This window comes from Corynebacterium hesseae (assembly GCF_037850265.1).
In the GTDB taxonomy this organism is placed as follows: domain Bacteria; phylum Actinomycetota; class Actinomycetes; order Mycobacteriales; family Mycobacteriaceae; genus Corynebacterium; species Corynebacterium hesseae.
Window position 1 is genome coordinate 1848225 of sequence record NZ_CP137211.1, and the last position, 20940, is coordinate 1869164.

The following is a 20940-nucleotide window of genomic DNA, read 5'->3' on the forward strand; positions in this document are numbered from 1 at the left end:
GTGAAAAATCCTTCTTTAATAAACCTGTACTGTGCGCCTAGTTGCGGGCGCCGGAGGCGACGCGCTGTGCAATGCGGTCAGCGATGACAGCCGCAACGTCGCCGGCCTCGCTGGCATCGGCAGCGGCACGCATGGCTGCCAGGGCCTCGGGGTGGTCAAGAATGGCGCGAACCTCCCTGATGAGGCGCTGCGAGGTCAACTCAGCGTCTGGAATCTGGACCGCGGCCCCCGCCTCCACCAATGCCCGCGAGTTCAGTGCTTGCTCGCCATTGCCGTGCGGAAGCGGCACGTAGAGCGCGGGCAGACCGGCGGCGGAAACCTCAGCCACGGTCATTGCACCGGAACGGCACACCATGAGGTCAGCAACCGCGAGCGCGCCGGCCATGTCATCGATATAAGGCACCGCCGTGTAGTGTTCGCGCCCAGCCGGCGCCTCGTTCTTCTTGCCATAAGCATGCAACACTTGGAAATCCCGGCACAGGTCATCGAGCGCGCCGGCGACGGCGGTGTTGATGCTCACCGCGCCCTGTGAACCGCCGGTCACCACGATGGTCGGGCGGTTTTCGTCGAGGTTCCAGTTCTGGCGCGCGGTAGACGCCTTTGTCCCGTCGGGGTCCTCCCCCATGCCCGGTCGCACGGGGATGCCCAAGACATCCCCGGGCATCCCGGACCCTTGTTGCGCGTTAATGCCCGTGCCGCCCAAACGCACGCCCAGCTTGTTCGCCATGCCGGCCAGAGCGTTGGTTTCGAGAACAAAGAACGGGATGCCTAATGACTTGGCCGCCAAATAGGCCGGGGCGGCAACATAGCCGCCGGTTCCAAACACAACGTTGGCCCCAACGTCTTTGAGCACCGCGCGGGTCTCGCGCACGGACGTGAGGATTCGCCAGGGCAGTTTCACAGCGTCAGCGTTGATCTTGCGCGGGACCGGGACGGGGGTAATCATGCGCAAATCGACTCCGCGCGCCGGCACAATATCGCGCTCCAAGCCGCGCGGGGTTCCTAATGCGGTTACCCGCGCGCCGTGGCGCTGGCGCAGCTCCTCCCCCACCGCGAGCGCTGGTTCGATGTGTCCGGCAGTGCCGCCACCTGCGATGACGACGGAAATCGGCGTGTCATTCATGCACTACACGCTACCAGCGCCGAGCTTTCTTACCGTCGCTCGCCGCGCCGATACTCCCGGCGATACTCGCGCCGCGGTTCCCCCTGCGGCGCCTGCGAGCGTGCAGAGCGTCCCGTTACGGCACGCCCAAATCTTTCCTCGCGGCTGCGCTCAACATGGCGCTGGGAGCGGTCGCGGTGCGCGCGCTGAGAGCGCGCGGCCTCTTTGCCTTCACGCGGGGCCCTGTGTGCCCCGCCGCGGCGCTCGTTGGGCGGCGTCGGCTCGGGGATAAAGAAGATACGGTCGAAGAGCGGGCGGCCAAAGTTCTGCATCGCGGACACTTGGAGCGGCTCATGGCGCGCCACGTTGCACAGCAGACCCATCGAACCGATCGTAATCACCGCGGCCGTACCGCCCGCGGAAATCATCGGCAGCTGAATACCCGTCACCGGCAGCACGCCGATGACGTAGCCAATGTTGATGAATGCCTGCACGACAACACCGACCGCCAACGTGGCGGCGAGCAGGGACTGGAACTGATCCTGCGCGCGGGTTGCGGTCCGCAGCCCGAAATAGCCCAGCACGGCAAAAAGCCCGATGACCAGGGCACCGCCCCACAGACCTAGTTCCTCGCCGATAATGGCGAAGACGAAGTCGTTCTTCGCTTCTGGGAGGTAGAACCACTTAGCGCGCGATTGGCCGAGGCCCACGCCCCAGAAGCCGCCGTCGGCAAGCGAAAGGAAGCCCTGGTAAGCCTGGAAACCTGTACCTTGCGTGTCCTCAATGTTTCCGCGCAAGGCATCGAAGTAGGTGTGGAAGCGGTGCGAGCGGAAGCCACCGGCTAGGAAAACGGTGATCATGCCGATAGCGCCGAAGACGCCGACGACGGTAGGAACGCGCCAATCCACGCCTGCGAAAACCAGGGTAAAGACAACGATGAGGGCAAAGGATACGCCCATGCCCAAGTCACCCTGAGCAACGATAAGCACGAACATGATGCCGGCAATGATGGAATACATCATGAATGGATCCGTTAGGCGCATCGAGCGATGCGTCTTATCCGCCAGCGCCGAGGCACCGTACATGCCCACAGCCACACGCGCGAACTCTGAAGGCTGGAAGGCCACGCCTCCCGGCAGCATGATCCATGACTGCGAACCGACCTCCGCGCGGCCAGTACCGATCCCGGGAACGAGGACGAGGATGAGAAGCAGGATGGACAGCCCCAAGAACCAGGGCACGAGCACCCGCAGCGTGCGTGGTGACATGCGCAGGCCAATCCAGAACACAATGAGGCCGGCGACGACGAGCACGCACTGACGCAGGGCGGCTGACCACGGGCTATCGCTTTCTGAAAGGGACGTCGCCATCGACGAGGAAAAGGCCATGAGCACGCCAATGCCAATGAGTGAAAAGATGGCAATACGCAGCACCAAGTAATCGAGCCCGGGATAAGCGCGCAGGCGCTCACGGAGATCACGCAGGTGGTGTCCCAGCGTGCGTGGTGGCTTCTGGGTGCTGGTGGCAGTCACGGCTTCTGGGTGCTCCTAGCTAGCGGGCGAGACGGCGGGCAGCGGCGGCAAAGATGTCGCCGCGCTGGCTCATTCCGGTGTACATGTCCAACGATGCCGCAGCGGGCGCCAAAAGTACGGTACCGCCGGCCTCGGCGTGTTGCACGGCGGCGGCAACTGCCTGCTCCATTGCTGCTTCTGGGTCGTGGCTATCCACGATGATGACGGGGACGTGCGGCGCTTCCTTTGCTAGGGCTTGGGCAAGCACATGCTTGTCGACGCCCACCAGAACCGCCGCCTTCAACCGCGCCGCGTGGGTGCGCAGTAGGTCCGAAACATCGGCGCCTTTGAGCTGACCGCCGGCGACCCACACCACGGAGTCGAGACCACGCATGGCTACCTCCGCGGCGTGCGGGTTCGTGGCCTTGGAATTATCGATGTAGGTCACGCCAGAGTGGCGGTGAACGACCTCTCCGCGGTGCCCCGCCACCACATAGGAGGCGAGGCCTTCGGCGATGGCCTCGGGGCGTGCGCCGGCGAGAGCGGCAACTGCAGACGCAGCGGCAGCGTCCAGCACCCCGGCTAAGCCGGCGGGCTGGATGGTGGTGACGTCCTCGACAACGGCGGCCTTCATCCCAGCGACCTCATTCACCACGAGGCCGCCGGCGCTAACTCCCACCTCACCCGCAGCGGGCTCGGCGTGGCTAAAGGCAGTCGCTGCCGGAATCGAGGAGGCGAGAGCTATAACGTGCTCGTCATCTTTGCCGTAAACGGCATGCTGGCCGCGCAGGATCTTGGCTTTGTCGGCGGCGTAGGCATCGAAGGAACCATGCCAATCCAGGTGATCATCGGCGAGGTTGAGCAGCGCTCCCACCTCCGGGCGCAGCTGGGAGGACCAGTGCAGTTGGAAAGAGGACAGCTCCGCCACGAGGATGTCCACGCGGGGCTCAGCGGCCAGGGCATCAAAGGACGAGACGCCGATATTGCCTACCGCTTGTGCGCGCTGGCCGGAGCGCTGCTCGTCGGCAGCCATGATGGCGGCGAGCATGCCGGTCGTCGTGGTCTTGCCGTTCGTACCGGTTATCGCGAGCCAGCGGCGAGGGGCGCCGAAGACCTCTGCGCGGTCGAGGCGGTAAGCCAGCTCAACATCACCGATGACCTCAAGTCCTTGGGAAGCGGCCGCGACGAGCAACGGCGAGTCGGGGCGCCATCCTGGTGAGGTCACGACGAGCGAGTACTCCGAAAGGTCGACCGCGGCCGTGTCTACGGCAGCGACGCCCAGCTCGGAGGCGATGCGGCTGCGGGATTCCGTATTGCCGTCAGCCACCGTGAGGTCCACGCCCAGGCTGGCCAAGACCGTCGCGCAACCACGACCAGATACGCCTGCGCCGGCGATAAGGACGCGGCCGGAAAGAAATTCTGAACGCGTCATGCTCCAACTCCAATGCCCGCAGCGGTCAGCCAATCACCGTAGAAGATGGCGACGCCGGCCATAGCCGCCATGGCGGCCAAAAGCCAGAAGCGGACGACGACGGCCGTTTCTGCCCAGCCACCATTCTCAAAGTGGTGGTGGATCGGAGCCATACGGAAGAAGCGCTTGCCCGTGGAGTGGAAGACCACGATTTGGATGACAACGGACACCGTCTCGATGACGAAGAGCGCGCCGATGATGATCATGAGCAGCTCGGTGCGGCTGGTGACGGAGATACCGGCAACCAGACCACCCAGCGCCAGGGAGCCAGTGTCCCCCATGAAGATCTTTGCCGGGGCGGCGTTCCACCACAGGAATCCGAGGCAGCCGCCCAAGCCCGCAGCCGCAAGCACGGCCAGATCGAGGGGATCGCGCACTTGGTAGCAGCCGGCGGCGAAGTTGGTGGCGCAGGAGTACCGGAATTGCCAGAAAGTCATCAGCGAGTAGGAGCCCATGACGATGGCCGTGACACCGGCCGCAAGCCCGTCGAGCCCATCGGTGAGGTTGACGGCATTCGACCACGCCGCGATAAGGATGTACATGAAGATCAAGAACACGATGGTTCCGATCACGGTGCCGCCGACGGCGAGGTCAAAAGTCTTCAGGTCACGGATGAAGGACAGCTTCGTGGAACCGGGGGTCAGGCCATCATCATTGGGGAAGCGCAGAACAAAGAAGCCGAAGAGCAGCGCCAGCACGAGCTGGCTGACGAGCTTTGCGGTCTTGTTGAGGCCGAGATTGCGGTGCCGGAAGAGCTTGATGAAGTCATCCGCAAACCCCACTGCGCCAAGTCCCAGCGTCAATCCAAGGACGAGGAGACCCGACGCGGTGAAGCCCTCATGCCCCGTCAGGAGCCCGTAGATGCTGGCAACGAGATAGGCCACAAGGATGCCGGCCAGGATGGCTAGTCCACCCATCGTCGGCGTACCACGCTTGCGCAGGTGGGACTTAGGACCGTCTTCACGGATCTCCTGTCCGCGGCCGGTATCGGAAAAGTACCGGATAAGAACCGGGGTGGTAAAGATCGCCACGAGGAAGCTAACCGCACCAGCGATGATGATCTGAGTCACGAGCTTGAAGTCCTTTCTAGCGGCTAGCTGTTGTTCAGCTGTTCCGCGACCAACCAAAGACGTTGGGCATTGGAGGCCTTAATCAAGACCACGTCCTTAACGCTACGGCTAGCCCAATCATCGACCCCTGCCGGGGCCACGCGCAGAATGCCGTCGACAGCCTTTGCAGCCGCCGCGGCATCGGCGCACACCACTGTATTTATACCCTGCTGCATGGCTGCCTTGGCCATTGCCCGGCAGTTGGGATTCTCCCCTACTGCAACTAGGTGCTCCACGTGGTATTTGGCCAAAATCTCACCGAGCTGGCGGTGCGATTTTTCCGCATCGCCGCCGAGTTCTCCCATCTCCCCCAATACTGCGATGGCACGAGCATCGGGGCGCGCGGCGGCGGTATAGGCCAAGGCGGCGATCGCCGCGCGCATCGAATCCGGGTTAGCGTTATAGGAGTCATCGATGACTGTGACGCCATCGCGGCGTGTGCGCACGTCCATCCGGTGCTCGGAGGCGAGACGATGCCCAGACAGGGCAGCAGCCACGGTGGCGGCCGATACCCCGAGCTCGATCGCTGCGGCCGCGGCAGCGAGCGCGTTGGATACCTGGTGGGAGCCAAAAACCTGCAGCTTCACGGCAACGGGCTCGGCATCCGGGCTATGCAAGGTAAAGGAGGGGCGGGCGACGTCATCGAGTTCAATATCGGTGGCGTAATACTGCGCTGCCGGTGCGCCTCCGCGGCGGTTTTCCGTGGAGTAGTACACCACCTTGGCCGCCGTGCGGGGAGCCATCGCGGCGACGAAAGGATCATCAGCGTTGAGGACGGCCACGCCGCCGTCGACAGCCTTCGGCAGTGCTTCTACGAGTTCTCCTTTGGCCTTCGCGATGTTTTCGCGCGAACCAAACTCACCAAGGTGTGCTGTGCCGACGTTGAGAACAACGCCGACGCGCGGCGCGGTGATGTTGGTCAGGTGCCGGATGTGTCCAATGCCGCGGGCCGACATCTCCGCCACGAGGTAGCGCGTGTGCTCATCGCAGCGCAGGGCCGTATAAGGCAGACCAATTTCATTGTTGAAGGAGCCTGGCGGGGCAACGGTCTCCCCCACCTCACGGAAGATAGTGGCTATCAGGTCTTTGGTGGACGTCTTTCCTGCCGAACCAGTAACGCCCACAATGGTGAGCTCCTGTTCGGCTGCAAGCCGCTGGGTTACTGCTCGGGCGAGCGCGGAGAGTGCTTCAACGACGGCCGCGGCGGAGCCATCGGCATCATTGGCATAAATGTCCGCATTGGCACCGTCGCCTTCGACGCGCCCGTGCGGCTCGACGACGATCGCCGGAACGCCCACCGGCCGCGCCGCCAAAACAGCCGCGGCCCCTTTGTCAATCGCGGTGTTGGCAAAGTCGTGCCCATCTACCCGAGCGCCGGGCAGCGCCACAAAGAGACCGCCCGGGGTGACCTTACGAGAATCGAATTCGACGAACCCAGTCACTCGGGTATCTGGATCGTTGACATTATCCAGGCGGCCGCCCGTGATCTGAGCGATCTCAGCGAGGCTTAACGCAATCATGCTTGCTCCTTGGATTCTTCGTTACTCAGGGTAGTCGCAGTGGCCATGGCATCAAGGGCGCGAGCCATCTCCTCGCGGTCATCGAAGTGATGAACGGTATCGCCAATCAACTGTCCTACCTCATGGCCCTTGCCGACGACGATGACAGCATCACCCGGCTGCGCCCACGTCACGACCTCATCGATGGCCTCGGCGCGGGAGCCAACTTCTCGAATATCGGCCGACGGGTTCGCCTCGCGGGCTCCCGCCAGCACGGCAGCGCGGATGGCGGCCGGGTCTTCGGTTCGGGGATTGTCGTCGGTGACGACAACAAGGTCGGCGCCATTCGCGGCCGCCGCGCCCATAAGCGGGCGCTTGGAAGAGTCACGGTCGCCACCTGCGCCAACGACGATGCCGATGCGGCCCGCGCTGCCGTCCAACTGCGTACGCAGGGTGTCCAGCACGGCCGCGATTGCAGCCGGCTTGTGTGCGTAGTCAACCACGGCGACAAAGTCTTGGCCGCGGTCGATGCGCTCCATGCGGCCTGGGACCGCCACCTTTTCGACTCCTTCGAGGAAGACTCGTGGCTCGACTCCGACGGCGGCGGCCATCCCCGTTGCGAGTGCCGCGTTGGCGATGTTGAAGGTGCCCGGCATAGGTAGGCGGAATTCATAAGTACCGGCATGCTTACCAGAGGTGACCTTGAGTTCCACCTGCTGCGCACCGGTGACCTCGGTGCGCAGCTGGCGGCCGGTGATATCAGCCTCGCGCGCCTCCGAGCCCGTCGACACTTGAATCACCGGGCGTTCAGCTGCTCGCTGCGCCATGCGACGCCCCCAGTCGTCATCGACACAAATGACGGAGCGATCAGCGGCTTGGGGGCCGTCGAAAAGCATGGCCTTAGCCTCGAAATAGTCCTCCATCGTCGGATGGAAGTCGAGGTGGTCCTGGCTCAGGTTGGTAAATCCTCCCACGTTGAAGTGCGTGCCTTGAACTCGCCCCAAGGAAAGCGCGTGAGAGGACACCTCCATCACGACGTGCGTGACGCCTTCGGAGACCATCCGCGCAAATAGTTCCTGCAAGGTCGGCGCCTCCGGAGTGGTCAAAGAGGTCGGGACCGGCTCGCGGTTGATGCGAGTACCCGTCGTGCCGATGAGGCCGACCGAATAGCCTGCGTGCAACAGCCCCGCCTCAAGGAGGTAACTCGTCGTAGTTTTACCGGAGGTGCCTGTCACGCCGAGGATGGTGAGCTTCTGCGTGGGATGGCCATAAATCTCGGCAGAGACGGTACCGAGGATGGCGCGGATATCCTCCACCACGAGAATCGGCCGCGACTCCCCTGCTTCGACGAGAATGCGCTGGCCTTCGGCATCCGTAAGAATGGCAGCCGCCGCGGTATCTGCGGCAAACTTCGCGCCATGGACGCGTGTTCCAGGAAGCGCCGCGAACAGGCCGCCGGGCGGCAGCGTCGCAGAATTCAATCCACAGGCCCCCACAGTGATCGAGGTATCCCCGATCACCGTGCCCCCAGAAATCTCTGCTAGGCGCTCAAGGCTGGTGCTGCTTGTCACGATGCTTCCTCTTCTCTGTTGTTCTGTGCTCTAGGTGTATTTATCGGCGCTGTTGCTTTTACTCGGCACGCAAGGTCAGTTTCGGTGCTGGCGGGGAGGGCGGGATATTGTCGCGGTCTAGCAACCAGGATGCAATATCGCTGAATACGGGGGCCGCGGATTGACCGCCGGATCCGTCGTCGTTGACACCGGATTCAGGTTCATCAAGCATGACGGCGACGACGAAGCGGGGGTCGTCGGCAGGCGCAATGCCCGCGAACGTGATCCAGTACTTGGAGTTGGAATAGGCCCCAGTTTCCTCATCGACTTTCTGCGCGGTACCGGTCTTTCCGGAGAGCTGATAGCCCTCGATATTGGCGTTTCCGGCGGTGCCGTTGTTGATGCCCTGCGGGTCATCCTGGAAAACGGCGCGGAACATGTCCACGACTGTGCGCGCGGTTTCGGTGCTGACCACGCGGGTGGTCTCGGGCTCGTCCAGTTCTTCCTTCGTCCCGTCCGGCGCTGTAATCGAGTCAATGATGCGCGGCTCGATGCGCTCACCATCATTGGCCAGGGCCTGGTAAATAGATGCCAATTGCAAGGCGGTCCATGATTGGCCTTGGCCGATGGGCAGGTTAGCGAACGTTCCGCCCGACCATTGCGAGCGATCGGGAACAAGTCCCGGGGACTCGTTGGGCAGCTCGATGCCGGTCGTCTGGCCGAGGCCGAACTTCTTCAGGTAGTCGGCATACTTATCTTGTCCGAGTCGATCTGCCAACATCAGCGTTCCCACGTTCGATGACTTACCGAAGACGCCGGTCGTGGTGTAGGGCTCGACGCCGTGCGGCCAGGCATCGTTCACAGTCACGCCGGCCATGTCGATGGAACCGGGCACCTGCAGAACCTCATTGGGGTCAGTAAGCCCCTCTTCAATGGCTGCTGCGGCGGTGATGATCTTTGCCACTGAGCCCGGCTCGAAGGGGTGCGAGACAGCAAGGTTATCGAAGGTCTTATCCTTGTCCAGCTGTTTTTCGATGTCCTTGTTCGGATCAACCGTTCCAGTATTTGCCATCGCCAAAACCTGGCCGGTAGCTGCATCGAGGACGACTGCCTCGGCGCTCTTCGCCTTCGAGTTGGCCTTCGCCTTCTCCAGCTTTTGTTGCACGTAAGTCTGCAAGTCGAGGTCCAGCGTCAGCGTCACGTTCTTGCCGTCGGTGGTGGGCACCTGATCGCGGAGAGTACCTGGGATGACCTGGCCGCTGGCGGAAACGTCTTCCGTCGAGCTGCCATCGATTCCCGTGAGGGTGGTGTCTCCGGAAGCTTCGAAACCGAATTGTCCCTGGCCATCCATGGATACCTTGCCAATGACGTTCTCAGCGATCGATCCGTTGGGGTACTGGCGGATTTGCTGTTCATCGGCAGCCAGGCCGTGGTATTCCTCAGCGATGGCTACCGCGACATCCGGGTCGACGTTGCGTACGAGAACCTCGTACTGGGTATCGGCGCGGAGCTTATCCATGATCTGCTCCGAATCCACGTCCCCGGCGTCGATGCCCGCTTCCTTCAGCTTGTCCGGGATTCCCTTCGACATGTCGGTGAGCCTCTCTGTCACCTTGTCGTCGAGGTAGGTCTTCTTTGCGTCGGGCGCTAGGGACGCAAACTCGGCCTCGTCGGAGGCCTTCTGCTCTTCCTGTTCACGAAGCTCATCGCGCAGGCGGGTCGGTGACACAGTCAAGGACCGAGCGCGCATGGTGTAGGCCAAACGCTGGCCATCGCGAGCAAGAATCTCGCCACGCCCAGCGGTATCCACATAAACACGAGTTCGCTGTTCTGCGGCCTTCGCTGCCAAGTCTGGGCCCCACACGATCTGCACCCATGCGAGGCGCCCCATCCACGCCAGCATGACGACGAGTAGTACCGCCGCAATGACATGAACGCGATGGTGCATCGTCTTTTGCTGGCTCATAAACGGCTTGCCGGTACGCGGGTTTCGGGAACGGGTCGCGGGAACGACGCGGTCGGCGGCGTAACGCTGCCGTGGTTGGTGAGAGGTACCGCGCGGCTGGGCGGCACGGGCGGCGGAAACGCGCCTCGGGCGCCGGCCACCTGAGTGTGGTGGGGTCACACGTCACCTTTCTATCTGCAGCGAGGATGGGTATTTGAACAGCTAAACATCGTGCCCCACTGGTGCGGGGTGGAGATGAACTCATCCCGAATTGTGCCCTATGATCGCCGCCCGTCCACGCAGGCACGCGCGGAGCGGGAAGGGAATCTACCCCCGAGCGGCGTAAGGAGCCTGGGCCGGGATATCCGGCAGCTCTACGTTTCCTTCACCCGACTGACCTCCCTCGGAGTTGTCTCCCGAACGCGAATCATTCGGGGCAGAGCTCTCACGCTCGCCCTGCCTTCCGTTGAGATTCGGGCGAGCGTTCAGGTTGTCGGACATGTTGGCGGTCGCGTTCGGGTCACTGGAAGCCTGTCCCGGGCGGACCGGCTCGCCGTTGACATCGATGACCGATTCCATATCCGGAGTTGCCTCACGCTTTTGTTCCACGTTGCCGTCCGGACCGACTTCCACAACGCCTGGCTGGACCGGGATACCCATCTTGGCTTCGTGGGCGCGGCGGGCAACATCGGAGGCGGAGCGAACATTCTCCAAGTCTCGGTTGAGAGTTTCTAGCTGGTTATCCAACGTGGATTCCTGGGCGGTGAGCTCCTGAATCTTGAAAGTCTGGGACGTCGACAAGCCCGAAAGCCACATGGCCGCAGCCACACCAGCGATAAGTAGGCCGATGGCAATGAAGGACAGGCGGGCGAAAAGACCAGTGACCCGAGTGGGCTGCACAACACGGCGCCCACGATTACTCACTACCTGCTTCGACCCAAGGCGGTTTCCCCGCAGACTGGTTGCACCCCGTCGTGAGGGCACTGTGCCGCGATGCGGAGTACGGCTGGGCAGCGGCGTGGTACGGCGACCCCGCTCAAGTAGTGCGGTCCCCTGCCCCGAGACGTCGGCTCCAGTAGTGAAATCGCGGCTAGCGCCCATGGTGTGGGTCCTCTCGTGGTCGCGGCGGTCGGTTGCCTGTGCAGTGCGGTCTCTCAACGTCATGGCCTACCTCCCGGTTCATGAAAAGACGGGGTCCCTTCAAGACGCTCGAGAGCGCGCACCCGGACGGATGCCGCCCGCGGGTTCTCCGCAACCTCTTCCTCGCTCGCCTTCTCGGCCCCACGCGTCACAATGGAGTAGTGCGCCGCGGTGCCCGGGAGATCCATGGGCAGGCCCGCAGGTGTGGTCGAGGTGCTGAGTTTGGTGAAGGCATGCTTGACGATGCGATCTTCGAGCGACTGGTAGCTCATAAACACCGCGCGCCCACCAACGGACAGGGCATCCGTGATTACGGGGATAACCTGCTCAATCGCTTCAAGCTCGCGGTTAACCTCGACGCGCAAAGCCTGGAAGGTTCGCTTCGCAGGGTGGCCGCCGGTGCGGCGAGTTGCCGCCGGGATAGCGGCATACAACAGCTCAACCAGCCGCGCGGAGTTGCTGAAAGGTTCCTTTTCCCTTTCTTTGAGCACAGCGGACGCAATCTTGCCGGCGAAGCGCTCATCACCATAAGTTTTGAGGATGCGGGCAAGCTCGCCGTGACTATACGTATTCAGAATGTCGGCGGCCGTCATTTCCTGGCGTGGGTCCATGCGCATATCCAGCGGCGCGTCGGTCTTGTACGCAAATCCGCGGTCGACCTGATCGAGCTGCATGGATGACACACCAAGATCAAACAGCGCCCCGGCAATGCCGTGCTCCCGCGCGATAGAAAAGATTTCGTGCTCGCCCTGCGCAATGGCGCTGCCCACCTCGTCGAAGCGCGCGTTGACGGGGACGAAGCGGTCCGCGAAGGGACTGAGACGGCGAGAAGCATTGCTCAAGGAGGCGGAGTCCCGGTCCACGCCAATGATGCGTGCGGCGGGAAAGCAGTTGAGGAAGTACTCACTGTGGCCACCGGCGCCTAGGGTGCCGTCGACAATCACTGCGTTCTCCCCTGCCGCTTCAACCGCTGGGGCAAGCAGCTGAGCCATGCGCGCACGCATGACGGGGACATGACCGTGGTTGTCATTCACGTCGTAGGTAATAGTGCCATTGCGGTCCACAGCTGCTGTCCCCCTTTCCGTTCAGGCGCCTGAGGCTGCTGTCTGATGTGGTCGATAAAAAATCGAGTGCGTATAGGGCCCTGTCCGAGGAAGGGTTCTGATGTCGGGGAAGTACACCAGCTCATCCTCCTCGGGCAGAGTCCGTACACGCACTCTCGGTGCACCGGGCTAGCTCTAAAGCAGTCCGGCAAGTACGTCATCGGCGTCTGCCGCCGAGTAAGCGTCTTCAGTTTGCGCCTGGTATTCAGCCCATGCGGCTGCGTCCCAGATTTCGAGGAAGTCAACCGACCCCACAACTACGCATTCCTTCGTCAGGTTTGCGTACTCACGGTGGCCTGCAGACAGCGTGATACGCCCGTGCCCATCGGGACGCTGTTCGTCCGCACTCGCTGCCAAGTTACGGATGAACGCACGCGCGTCCGGGTTGGTACGAGACACAGCCGCAGCCTTCCTGGCTCGTGCCGCGAACTCCTCGCGCGGGTACACCGCAAGCGAGTGGTCCTGCCCCTTGGTGACCATGAGGCCACCGGCCAGTTCTTCGCGAAACTTCGCTGGAAGCGTAAGCCGCCCTTTGTCATCGAGCTTGGGAGTGTAGGTGCCGAGAAACATCCCCGGGTCCACCTTCCTGTCACTCGAAAACTCCGGATTCCTCTCGCGACAAGAGAACAACTCTCCTCCGCTGCGCCCCACTCTACCCCACTTTCCCCCACCACCAACACCTTTAGCGCCCCGCTCGCCCGCGTGTCACGATAAACCTCCAGATAAAAGGATGTTTTTCTGGTGGGAAGTTTTCCCGGCACCCCCCTTGACATACCGCCAAAGTAGGGACCTTCCCCGGGCAATCACCCACGCAACTTCCACCCCTTAGAAACTAAATCTCCTCACCAGCCCCAGAATCCTGCAACTTTGCCCGCCCCACCCCTGACAAAACCGTCAGCGGCACCCAGGCTCCAGCCCCTAGCCCGCGCGCAGTGGGTGAAAGTGGGGAATTGAGGGAAAGCGACCAAAACGCCGTCACCACCGCCTCCCCTTTTTAGAAACGCCGCGTTCCTATGATAGAAACAGTGTGTTGCCATCTTGAGAACCACGGGATGGCGCTCCATTAGTTTTCTTCACCCACTAGGAAGATCCCCTATGTATCTAGCTTGGCGCGAGATGCTCTTCGCGCGTACCCGATTCATCCTCATGGGCGTTGTCCTTGCCCTCATGTCCATGCTCGTCGTCATCATCTCAGGCCTCACAGCAGGTCTGGTCAACGACGGCGTCTCCGGACTAAAAGCAATGGATACCGACGTCGTCGCTTTCGCCGACGGCACCCAGAAAGACTCAGCTTTCACCCGCTCGGTTGTCGATGCCTCTGATAGCGAATCCTTCTCTCAACACGACGGCGTGGAGGAGGCCGCTCCTCTTGGCCTGACCATCGCCAATGCCCATAACCAAAACGGCACAGCAGTGGACCTGACCCTGCTGGGAGTAGAACCGGACTCCTTCGTGGCACCGGCAGGCTTGCCCGCACTTGACACCAACCGGGTCGACGGCCAGCCCAGCAACACCAAGCACGACATCATCGTCTCTTCCACCCTGCACGATGAGGGCATCGAGGTCGGCGACACCATCACGCTCGATCGCTTGGATATCCCACTGAATGTCGTTGGGTTTACCGATAACCAACGCACCTTCGGACACGTGGACGTGGCCTACCTTCCGCTCGACATCTGGCAAGAAATCCACGCTGGTGGTCGCCACGGTGAAGCCGTGAACCCAGACGCTTATGACGAAGCCTCCGTCATCGTCGCCCGCACGGCAGACAAGCCCGACACCGACACCCTCACGGAACAGTCCGGCCTTGATGTTCGAACCCTCAAGGAAAGCTTCGACTCCTCCCCCGGCTACACCGCCGAGATGATGACCTTGTCCATGATCACGTGGTTCCTGTATGTCATCGCCGCACTCGTTACCGGCGCTTTCTTCCTCGTGTGGACCATTCAACGGGCCGGCAATATCGCCACCCTCCGCGCAATGGGCGCGACCAAGGGCTTCTTGTTGCGCGATAGCCTCGGCCAGGCAGTCGTCATCCTCGTCCTGTCCATCCTGGCAGGCGCGCTTGTCGCCGTCGGCTTGGGCAGCCTCCTGGAGCAGACTGCCATGCCTTATGCCACCGAATTCAGTTCCGTCATCAGTGGCGGACTCATCCTCTTCGTCGCTGGTCTGCTCGGCGCTTTCATCGCCGTTGTCCGTGTCACCCGAACCAACCCCCTCGCAGCCCTAGGAGAAAACCGATGAGCCCAGCTTTAGAACTAAAAGACGTCACCGTCAGCTACACCGATGGCGATTCGCAGGTTAAGGCACTCGATTCCGTCAATCTCAGCATCGATCCCGGCGAATTCGTTGCCGTGGTCGGCCCATCAGGTTCCGGCAAGTCCACGCTGCTCGCTGTTGCGGGCGCATTGACGACGTCCGATTCCGGCCAGGTCCTCGTCGCGGGCGAGGACATCGTGCAGCTTGGCGACGCCCAACTGGCACAGATCCGCCGCAACCACATCGGCTTCGTCTTCCAGTCCACCGGAAATCTTCCTTCCGCGTTGACTGCGGAGGAACAGCTCGAGCTGGCCAGCAAAGTCATTGGTAAGACTGGGCGCTATTCCAGCACTGAACTCCTCGACAAGGTTGGCATGAAACATCGCGCCAAGCACCGCCCGGGCAGCTTGTCCGGCGGTGAACGGCAGCGCGTTGGCATCGCGCGTGCACTCGTTGGCGACCCCCAGGTGCTGCTTGTCGACGAGCCCACCGCAGCCCTGGATCGTGCACGCTCCCAGGAGATCGTTGCGCTCTTGGCAAAAGAATGCCATGACTTCAACGTCGCGGGCATCATGGTCACTCACGACTACGAGGTTCTCGATCACTGCGACAAGGTCTATGAGATGGTCGACGGCCGCTTAACACCGGCCACCGCCTCTGCCCAGCGATAAGCAAAGAATGCGCAGCTTAACGTAGACTCACACGCATGCCAAAGATCACTGAAACGACAGTAGCCGAGCACCGCGCCGTCCAGCACCGCGCGGTGCTCGAGGCTGCCGAAAAGCTGATCATCACTAGCCATGGTGCAGTCCCCACCTTGGCCGAAGTTGCCGCAGAAGTTGGGCTTGCCCGCCCCAGCATCTATCGATACGTATCATCCCAGCACGATTTACTGGTGCAGCTGCTTATTCAGGCCACCCAATCGTGGAATGAGCAGCTCGAGGCCGCCATGAAGGTAGCCTCCCCGGAAGCTAAGAAGCGCATCCACGCCTATGTCGACGCCACGCTCGATCTCTTCATTCATAGTGCACACGGCCATTTGATGACCGCCGCACAGCACTTCCCCCAAGCCTTTGCTGACGAGGAAGTACAAAAACCACATGGCGGCTTCGCCTCCATCGTTGACGAGTTCTGTCCCGGAGTTTCCTCAGTAGATATCTCGTTGCTCAATGCGGCCATCGTCCGAGCCTCTGAACTGGCGGACGGCTCACCGGAAAAGCTCAGCAGCGCAACGCAAACCCTTTACGCAATGGCCGAAGCCATCCTGCCCTAGGTCACCGCATTAAAAGAGCCCTCCGCTGATTTTAAAGCGGAGGGCTCTTCGGACCGGCCTTTAGGCGCCTATGCGCTTATGCGCTTAGCGGCCTTCAAAGCGACGACGGAAATTGTCTTCGAGGCGGCTCCCAACGTCGCTACCACCCTTCTTGGATTGCTTGCCGCGATCCCGAGTGGACGACTGCGCACCGACTGTAACCAGAGAATCCTCCGAGTTCCCGCGCAGCATCCAGACGCCGGATCCAAACATAACTAGGAAGCCGAGGACCGAGAGACTCACAAACCACAGGGATTGCTGGGCCAACGCAATTCCGCCCACCATCATGCAGAGACCGACAACAATCAAGGCAACTCCGCGGAGAGTGATAGCGCCCGAGTTTGCACCGAAAGAAGTTTCACCGGACACCGACGCACCAAAATCAGGATCATTGGCCAGCAACGACTGCTCAATTTCACGCAGCGCTTGCTGTTCGTGCTCAGAAAGGGCCACAGCGTCCTCCGTAGTGGGTTGGGTTTAGGTAGTGGAACTGGGAAATAGGATTACTACCTCTATAACGTCAAGGATAGCGAGATAGTTCCCGCAAAGACAGTCCACACGTTTTAAACGCACTACGCCCCACTACTGTGACCCCGCGCTCCGCATTAAGCCGCGAGACCACCGAAGCCCAGCTCAGACTCAGTCGCATCCACATAGCGGGCGGCAAGCGCCACATAGCGATAGACCGTATCAGGATCAGGGACCGGATCCAGTCCGGATGCCACTCGCGAACGCACACGCGAGTAGTCCTTAAACTCCGCTGCCCACTGCGCATCAGCCGGACCGATGAGCGCCACTTGCTCCCAAGCGGAGGTAGGCAAGCGCCGGCGACGTGACACCGTGGACGCCGCTACCCGAGCCCCGGCAGCGCGCAGCGAGGCGCGATAGGCCATTTCCAAAGCGTCCGCGAATCGCCCCTCCGCTGCGCTCTGGCGCGCGTCCACCAACAAATCCAACGCTTGACCCACGAAACGATCGCGGCGTACGCACTGCAACGCCTCCCGGTTACGGCTCCGCGCCGCTGCTGTTGCTGAGATTACCTGTGCCATGACCTCTCCCCCTTGGGCTTCTTCCTGAGCTTGTCAATAGAGACTGTGTTGCTGATTTTCTGTCGTTGTTTGTTGACGCGATTCACCTTAAAGCCGCCTTCCTACATCCACCGCTAATTTTAGTTCACATGTTCGAAATTGACAATAGTTTTACTGAACTTCTCCACGTTTTTCGAACATGCACATCAACTTTGCTCGGAATGGGTTCGCCGCCTGCTTTCACATACCGCAAGAATCTGTTGTTATTAGACATGTGAGTTACACGCTGCGCCGCCTAAGCCCCCAAGAGTTCGCCATTGCCCTCCCGCACTTGGTGGATATCTATATTGCAGCGATGAACTACGACCCCTCAGTACGCAACAGCTCCATCATGCGGTGGCGCGGGGATCTCATACGTCCGGGGTTTTCCTGCGTGGCGGCCACCTCCGAAGACGGCATCACCGGCTTTGCCTACGGCTTTCTAGGCTCTCCTGATACCTGGTGGGATAAGCAACTCCGCCGAGCACTCTCCAACAACGGCGGCGCAACCCCAGAGCAAGAAGAGGTTCTCCACAACTATTTTGAGTTGGCGGAAATCCACGTAGTACCCGAGGCACAGGGCCACGGTCTGGGCCGTGCACTGCTCGAAGCGCTGGCCTGGAACCTCCCCGCCCGCTACATCCTGCTCTCCACACCGGAGGTTCCCAATGAAGCCAACTCCGCCTTCGGCCTCTACCGCAAAATGGGCTTTAGTGACTTCCTTCGCCAGCTCCATTACCCCGCCGATTCACGCCCCTTCGCCATCCTGCAATCAGCTGTGCCGCTAGCACCAGCCGGTACCGCTTAACCTGGCGTCTAATCCGTGAGCCTGCCCAGGTAGAGTGGCAGGCGTGACTACTCCGCAAATACCTTCCCTGGACGATATCCCCGTAGCCGTACGCGAGGAGCTCGAGCTTTTCCTAGATAGTCAGCGCGACGCCATCGCGTCCATCGGTTCCCCGGTGACTAACGCGATCTCCTATTTGGAATCCTTCGTGCTGGACGGCGGAAAACGTATCCGCCCTCTCTACGCGTGGGCAGGTTTTATCGGCGCACATGGGCTCGAGGGCACGGAGTCCCCGCAGGCGATGCTCCGCGCAGCTTCTTCCCTAGAATTCATCCAGGCTTGTGCTCTCATCCACGATGACATCGTGGATGCTTCCGATACCCGGCGCGGCAATCCCACCGTCCACCGTGGCGTAGCCGCTCGCCATCGGGAGCTCGGGCTCAGCGGTGACGCTGACTTCTTCGGGCAGTCTCTCGCCATCCTTGTGGGCGACATGGCCTTGGTCTGGGCCGAGGACATGCTCCAGGATTCCGGCCTGAGCCCCGAGGCGCTCGCGCGCGCTCGGGCGCCGTGGCGGGCGATGCGCCGCGAGGTTATCGGCGGGCAAATGCTGGATATTTGCCTCGAAGCGGAAGGCTCCGAGGATGCAACGTTGGCGGACTCAGTAAACCGTTTCAAGACCGCCGCGTACACCATCGAGCGCCCGTTGCATTTGGGCGCAGCCGTAGCAGGAGCACCCGAAAAGCTTGTTGCCGCTTTCCGCGGCTATGGACAAGACATCGGGGTCGCATTCCAGCTCCGCGATGATTTGTTGGGGGTCTTTGGTGACCCAGCAATTACTGGCAAGCCCGCCGGTGATGATCTGCGCGAGGGCAAGCGCACGGTCCTCTTGTCATTGGCTCTGCAACGTGCGGATACCACTGATCCCGCTGCTGCCGCGGAGCTTCGCCGACTCATCGGCCAGACGGAGGATCCCGCAGATATTGCCCGCATGGCCCAGATCATTGCCGATTCCGGGGCACCGGATGTCGTCGAGCAGCGCATCAGCGATCTCACGCGCTCGGGCCTTGACCACCTTCATAATGCCCAGGTCGCCCCCGAAGTCACGGCAACGCTGGAAGAGCTTGCCCACAAATCCACCGCACGCCGGATGTAGCATGGCCCGCTCCGCATCCGCGCGCGTATCCCTGCGCATTCCCAACCCCCTTCCTTTGGGCATCGTCTCCGCGGCGATCCTTGCTCTCGCCTCCTTCTCTGGTGGCGCAACCCGGAACCGCGGCGGCTTTCTTGAGGCACTCAATATCGGTTTTCTCGCGTATGGCCACGGCCGCAACATCGGCATAGTCCTCTATTGGGTTGGCCTCTTTGGATTGGTCGCCGCGTGGGTCCTGGCTGGGCGTTATCTCATCGCCCCACAGCTCAAGAACCCGCAACCCGACGGCGCGCTGTCTGACATCCGCCGAATGCTGATGTGCTGGGTTGCCCCGCTGTTGTGCGCGGCCCCACTGGCTTCGCGGGACGTGTACTCCTATCTCATGCAGGGAGCCATGGTGCGCGATGGTTTCGATCCTTATGTCGAAGGCGCGGCTGTTAACCCCGGCCCCTTCCTGCTGGAAGTCTCACACGACTGGCGCAACACCACTACGCCTTATGGTCCGCTGCACTTGTGGATGGGCAACGGGGTAACCGACCTCGTGGGGGACAATGTCGCCGCGGGCATCATCGTCTATAAGGCGATATCGGTCCTCGGCTTTGCCGCCATCGCTTGGTCGATTCCACGCCTTGCACGCAGCATCGGGGGCGATCCGGCGCTAGCGCTGTGGTTGGGTGTAGCGAATCCAGTGATTCTATTGCACCTCATCGGCGGCATGCACAATGAATCGGTCATGGTGGGCTTGGTATCGCTGGGATTGCTCGCCGCGGTTCACAACAAGTTTCATCTCAGCCTCCTTCTTGTCGGCGTAGCGGTGTCGCTCAAAGCCACAGCTGTATTCGCCGCACCGTTTATCGTGTGGCTCATGCTGCACCACTGGGCGCCGAAAGGCACCACGCCACTCAAGCGCTTCGGGGTCTTTCTCCTGTCCGGCGTCGTTGCCGTGGCGGAGGTCGCGCTGGCGGTGGCGGTGATTACGTGGGCGTCGGGAAGCTCGTGGGGCTGGTTGTCACAAATCAGTGGCAATTCCAAGGTGATCAATCCCCTGGCCGGCCCTACCTTGCTCGCCGACATTCTGGTACCGCTCATCCAGGTCTTCTCCCCCGATACCACCTATAACGGGGTGCTCAGCGTGTTGCGTTCAATTGCGATGATCCTCATGCTCCTCGGCCTCGTCGTCGTGTGGTGGTGGGGGCGAACGGGCGTGCGCCGCGCGATTGCCGCTACGGCTGCTGCCTACCAGGTGGCGTTCGTCTTCAACTCTGTGACGCTTCCCTGGTATTACGCCTCCGTGCTGACGCTCATGGGAACCTTCCGTCCACCGCTGCCCTTGATCAAACTAACCACCGGCGTGGCCCTCTTTATCGGAGTGGCCTTCGCTGGCGACGGAAACCACCAGCTCTATAACTGGTTCTGGGACATCGCCATGGTGGTCGTGGCGTGGTCAGCAACGCAGTGGATTTTCGATGGTGTTCCACGCACCACCTCGGCCATGGATGAGGCTGATAGTCCTAAAACGCCGAAGCCTGCGCGCGCCGAATAACCTCGCGCGCGAGGTGGCCATGCAGCGCATCGATGGGGCGGCCCGGTAGTGACTCATCCTCGGTGAAAAGGTGCGCCAGGATCTCGTTGTCGCCCCAGCCGTTGTCCGAAAGAACTGTAATGACGCCGGACACGTGCTTGGAAATGACGCCCTTGGAATTGAAGAATGCCTCCGGGACGAGGCGCTCCCCCTCGGCGTTTCGCCACACAATGAATTTACGCGCGTTGAGCAGGTCGAAGACGCGAGTGATGGGAAGATCGAGCTTTTCAGCAACCTCAGCGAGCGTCAGCAGCTTTTCCCCGGCGAGGAGCTGCGGTAGTTCCGGGTGGGGATTCTCGAAGTTGTTCTCAGAATTAGTCACGGACACAACTGTAGCCGGATCACACTTT

The 20940-nt window shown here is 61.6% G+C and carries 19 protein-coding genes; 6 read left to right on the forward strand and 13 right to left on the reverse strand.

Annotated elements, in window-relative coordinates; genetic code table 11:
• Positions 1–37: 37 nt before the first annotated feature.
• From murG to mraZ, 10 genes are all read right to left on the reverse strand, one after another.
• Complete coding sequence (murG, locus tag R3O64_RS08645; protein WP_339016695.1) at positions 38–1123, reverse strand: undecaprenyldiphospho-muramoylpentapeptide beta-N-acetylglucosaminyltransferase; 1086 nt, start codon at positions 1121–1123, stop codon at positions 38–40.
• 29 nt (positions 1124–1152) lie between these two features.
• Positions 1153–2634 carry a putative peptidoglycan glycosyltransferase FtsW gene (locus R3O64_RS08650; protein WP_339016696.1) on the reverse strand — a complete coding sequence of 494 codons (1482 nt, stop codon included), beginning with the start codon at positions 2632–2634 and terminating at the stop codon, positions 1153–1155.
• A gap of 19 nt (positions 2635–2653) precedes the next feature.
• Positions 2654–4045, reverse strand: coding sequence for a UDP-N-acetylmuramoyl-L-alanine--D-glutamate ligase (gene murD, locus R3O64_RS08655; RefSeq protein ID WP_339016697.1), 1392 nt, complete (start codon positions 4043–4045; stop codon positions 2654–2656).
• The gene (mraY, locus tag R3O64_RS08660; protein ID WP_070519857.1) at positions 4042–5154 is read right to left on the reverse strand and encodes a phospho-N-acetylmuramoyl-pentapeptide-transferase; all 1113 of its coding nucleotides are present in this window, start codon (positions 5152–5154) and stop codon (positions 4042–4044) included. Before mraY ends, murD begins: the two co-directional genes overlap by 4 nt.
• Before the next feature lie 23 nt (positions 5155–5177).
• Complete coding sequence (locus tag R3O64_RS08665; protein ID WP_070561908.1) at positions 5178–6713, reverse strand: UDP-N-acetylmuramoyl-tripeptide--D-alanyl-D-alanine ligase; 1536 nt, start codon at positions 6711–6713, stop codon at positions 5178–5180.
• Positions 6710–8263 (reverse strand): UDP-N-acetylmuramoyl-L-alanyl-D-glutamate--2,6-diaminopimelate ligase, encoded by a 1554-nt coding sequence (locus R3O64_RS08670; protein WP_339016698.1) that lies wholly within the window; start codon positions 8261–8263, stop codon positions 6710–6712. Before R3O64_RS08670 ends, R3O64_RS08665 begins: the two co-directional genes overlap by 4 nt.
• A 58-nt stretch (positions 8264–8321) precedes the next feature.
• Positions 8322–10190: a penicillin-binding protein 2 gene (locus R3O64_RS08675; RefSeq protein WP_339017555.1), complete on the reverse strand. Its 1869-nt coding sequence runs from the start codon at positions 10188–10190 to the stop codon at positions 8322–8324.
• 324 nt (positions 10191–10514) lie between these two features.
• Complete coding sequence (locus R3O64_RS08680) at positions 10515–11111, reverse strand: hypothetical protein (RefSeq protein ID WP_339016699.1); 597 nt, start codon at positions 11109–11111, stop codon at positions 10515–10517.
• Between the two features lie 236 nt (positions 11112–11347).
• Complete coding sequence (rsmH, locus tag R3O64_RS08685; RefSeq protein ID WP_339016700.1) at positions 11348–12391, reverse strand: 16S rRNA (cytosine(1402)-N(4))-methyltransferase RsmH; 1044 nt, start codon at positions 12389–12391, stop codon at positions 11348–11350.
• A gap of 174 nt (positions 12392–12565) precedes the next feature.
• Positions 12566–13000, reverse strand: coding sequence for a division/cell wall cluster transcriptional repressor MraZ (gene mraZ, locus R3O64_RS08690; RefSeq protein WP_010190539.1), 435 nt, complete (start codon positions 12998–13000; stop codon positions 12566–12568).
• 525 nt (positions 13001–13525) lie between these two features.
• Here mraZ and R3O64_RS08695 point away from each other — a divergent pair.
• From R3O64_RS08695 to R3O64_RS08705, 3 genes are read left to right on the forward strand one after another with little or no spacing between them, the layout of a single operon-like run.
• Complete coding sequence (locus tag R3O64_RS08695; protein ID WP_339016701.1) at positions 13526–14674, forward strand: ABC transporter permease; 1149 nt, start codon at positions 13526–13528, stop codon at positions 14672–14674.
• Positions 14671–15360 carry an ABC transporter ATP-binding protein gene (locus R3O64_RS08700; RefSeq protein WP_339016702.1) on the forward strand — a complete coding sequence of 230 codons (690 nt, stop codon included), beginning with the start codon at positions 14671–14673 and terminating at the stop codon, positions 15358–15360. Before R3O64_RS08695 ends, R3O64_RS08700 begins: the two co-directional genes overlap by 4 nt.
• A gap of 35 nt (positions 15361–15395) precedes the next feature.
• Positions 15396–15962, forward strand: a complete 567-nt coding sequence (locus R3O64_RS08705; RefSeq protein ID WP_154736401.1) for a TetR/AcrR family transcriptional regulator — start codon at positions 15396–15398, stop codon at positions 15960–15962.
• Positions 15963–16046: 84 nt separating this feature from the next.
• On the opposite strand, the gene R3O64_RS08710 is transcribed toward R3O64_RS08705, so the two are convergent.
• Complete coding sequence (locus tag R3O64_RS08710; RefSeq protein ID WP_269948015.1) at positions 16047–16454, reverse strand: DUF3040 domain-containing protein; 408 nt, start codon at positions 16452–16454, stop codon at positions 16047–16049.
• Positions 16455–16606: 152 nt separating this feature from the next.
• Complete coding sequence (locus R3O64_RS08715) at positions 16607–17050, reverse strand: SAV_6107 family HEPN domain-containing protein (RefSeq protein WP_143335745.1); 444 nt, start codon at positions 17048–17050, stop codon at positions 16607–16609.
• Between the two features lie 253 nt (positions 17051–17303).
• Between R3O64_RS08715 and R3O64_RS08720 the strand changes: the two genes are divergently transcribed.
• From R3O64_RS08720 to R3O64_RS08730, 3 genes are read left to right on the forward strand one after another with little or no spacing between them, the layout of a single operon-like run.
• Entirely contained in the window at positions 17304–17876 is a 573-nt protein-coding gene (locus R3O64_RS08720) for a GNAT family N-acetyltransferase (protein ID WP_070685278.1), read from the forward strand.
• Positions 17877–17919: 43 nt separating this feature from the next.
• Positions 17920–19011 (forward strand): polyprenyl synthetase family protein, encoded by a 1092-nt coding sequence (locus tag R3O64_RS08725; protein ID WP_070533343.1) that lies wholly within the window; start codon positions 17920–17922, stop codon positions 19009–19011.
• Position 19012: 1 nt separating this feature from the next.
• The gene (locus tag R3O64_RS08730) at positions 19013–20551 is read left to right on the forward strand and encodes an alpha-(1->6)-mannopyranosyltransferase A (RefSeq protein ID WP_339016703.1); all 1539 of its coding nucleotides are present in this window, start codon (positions 19013–19015) and stop codon (positions 20549–20551) included.
• On the opposite strand, the gene R3O64_RS08735 is transcribed toward R3O64_RS08730, so the two are convergent.
• Complete coding sequence (locus tag R3O64_RS08735; RefSeq protein ID WP_070519830.1) at positions 20520–20918, reverse strand: Rv2175c family DNA-binding protein; 399 nt, start codon at positions 20916–20918, stop codon at positions 20520–20522. The two genes, R3O64_RS08730 and R3O64_RS08735, sit on opposite strands and share 32 nt — an antisense overlap.
• Between the last annotated feature and the right edge of the window lie 22 nt (positions 20919–20940).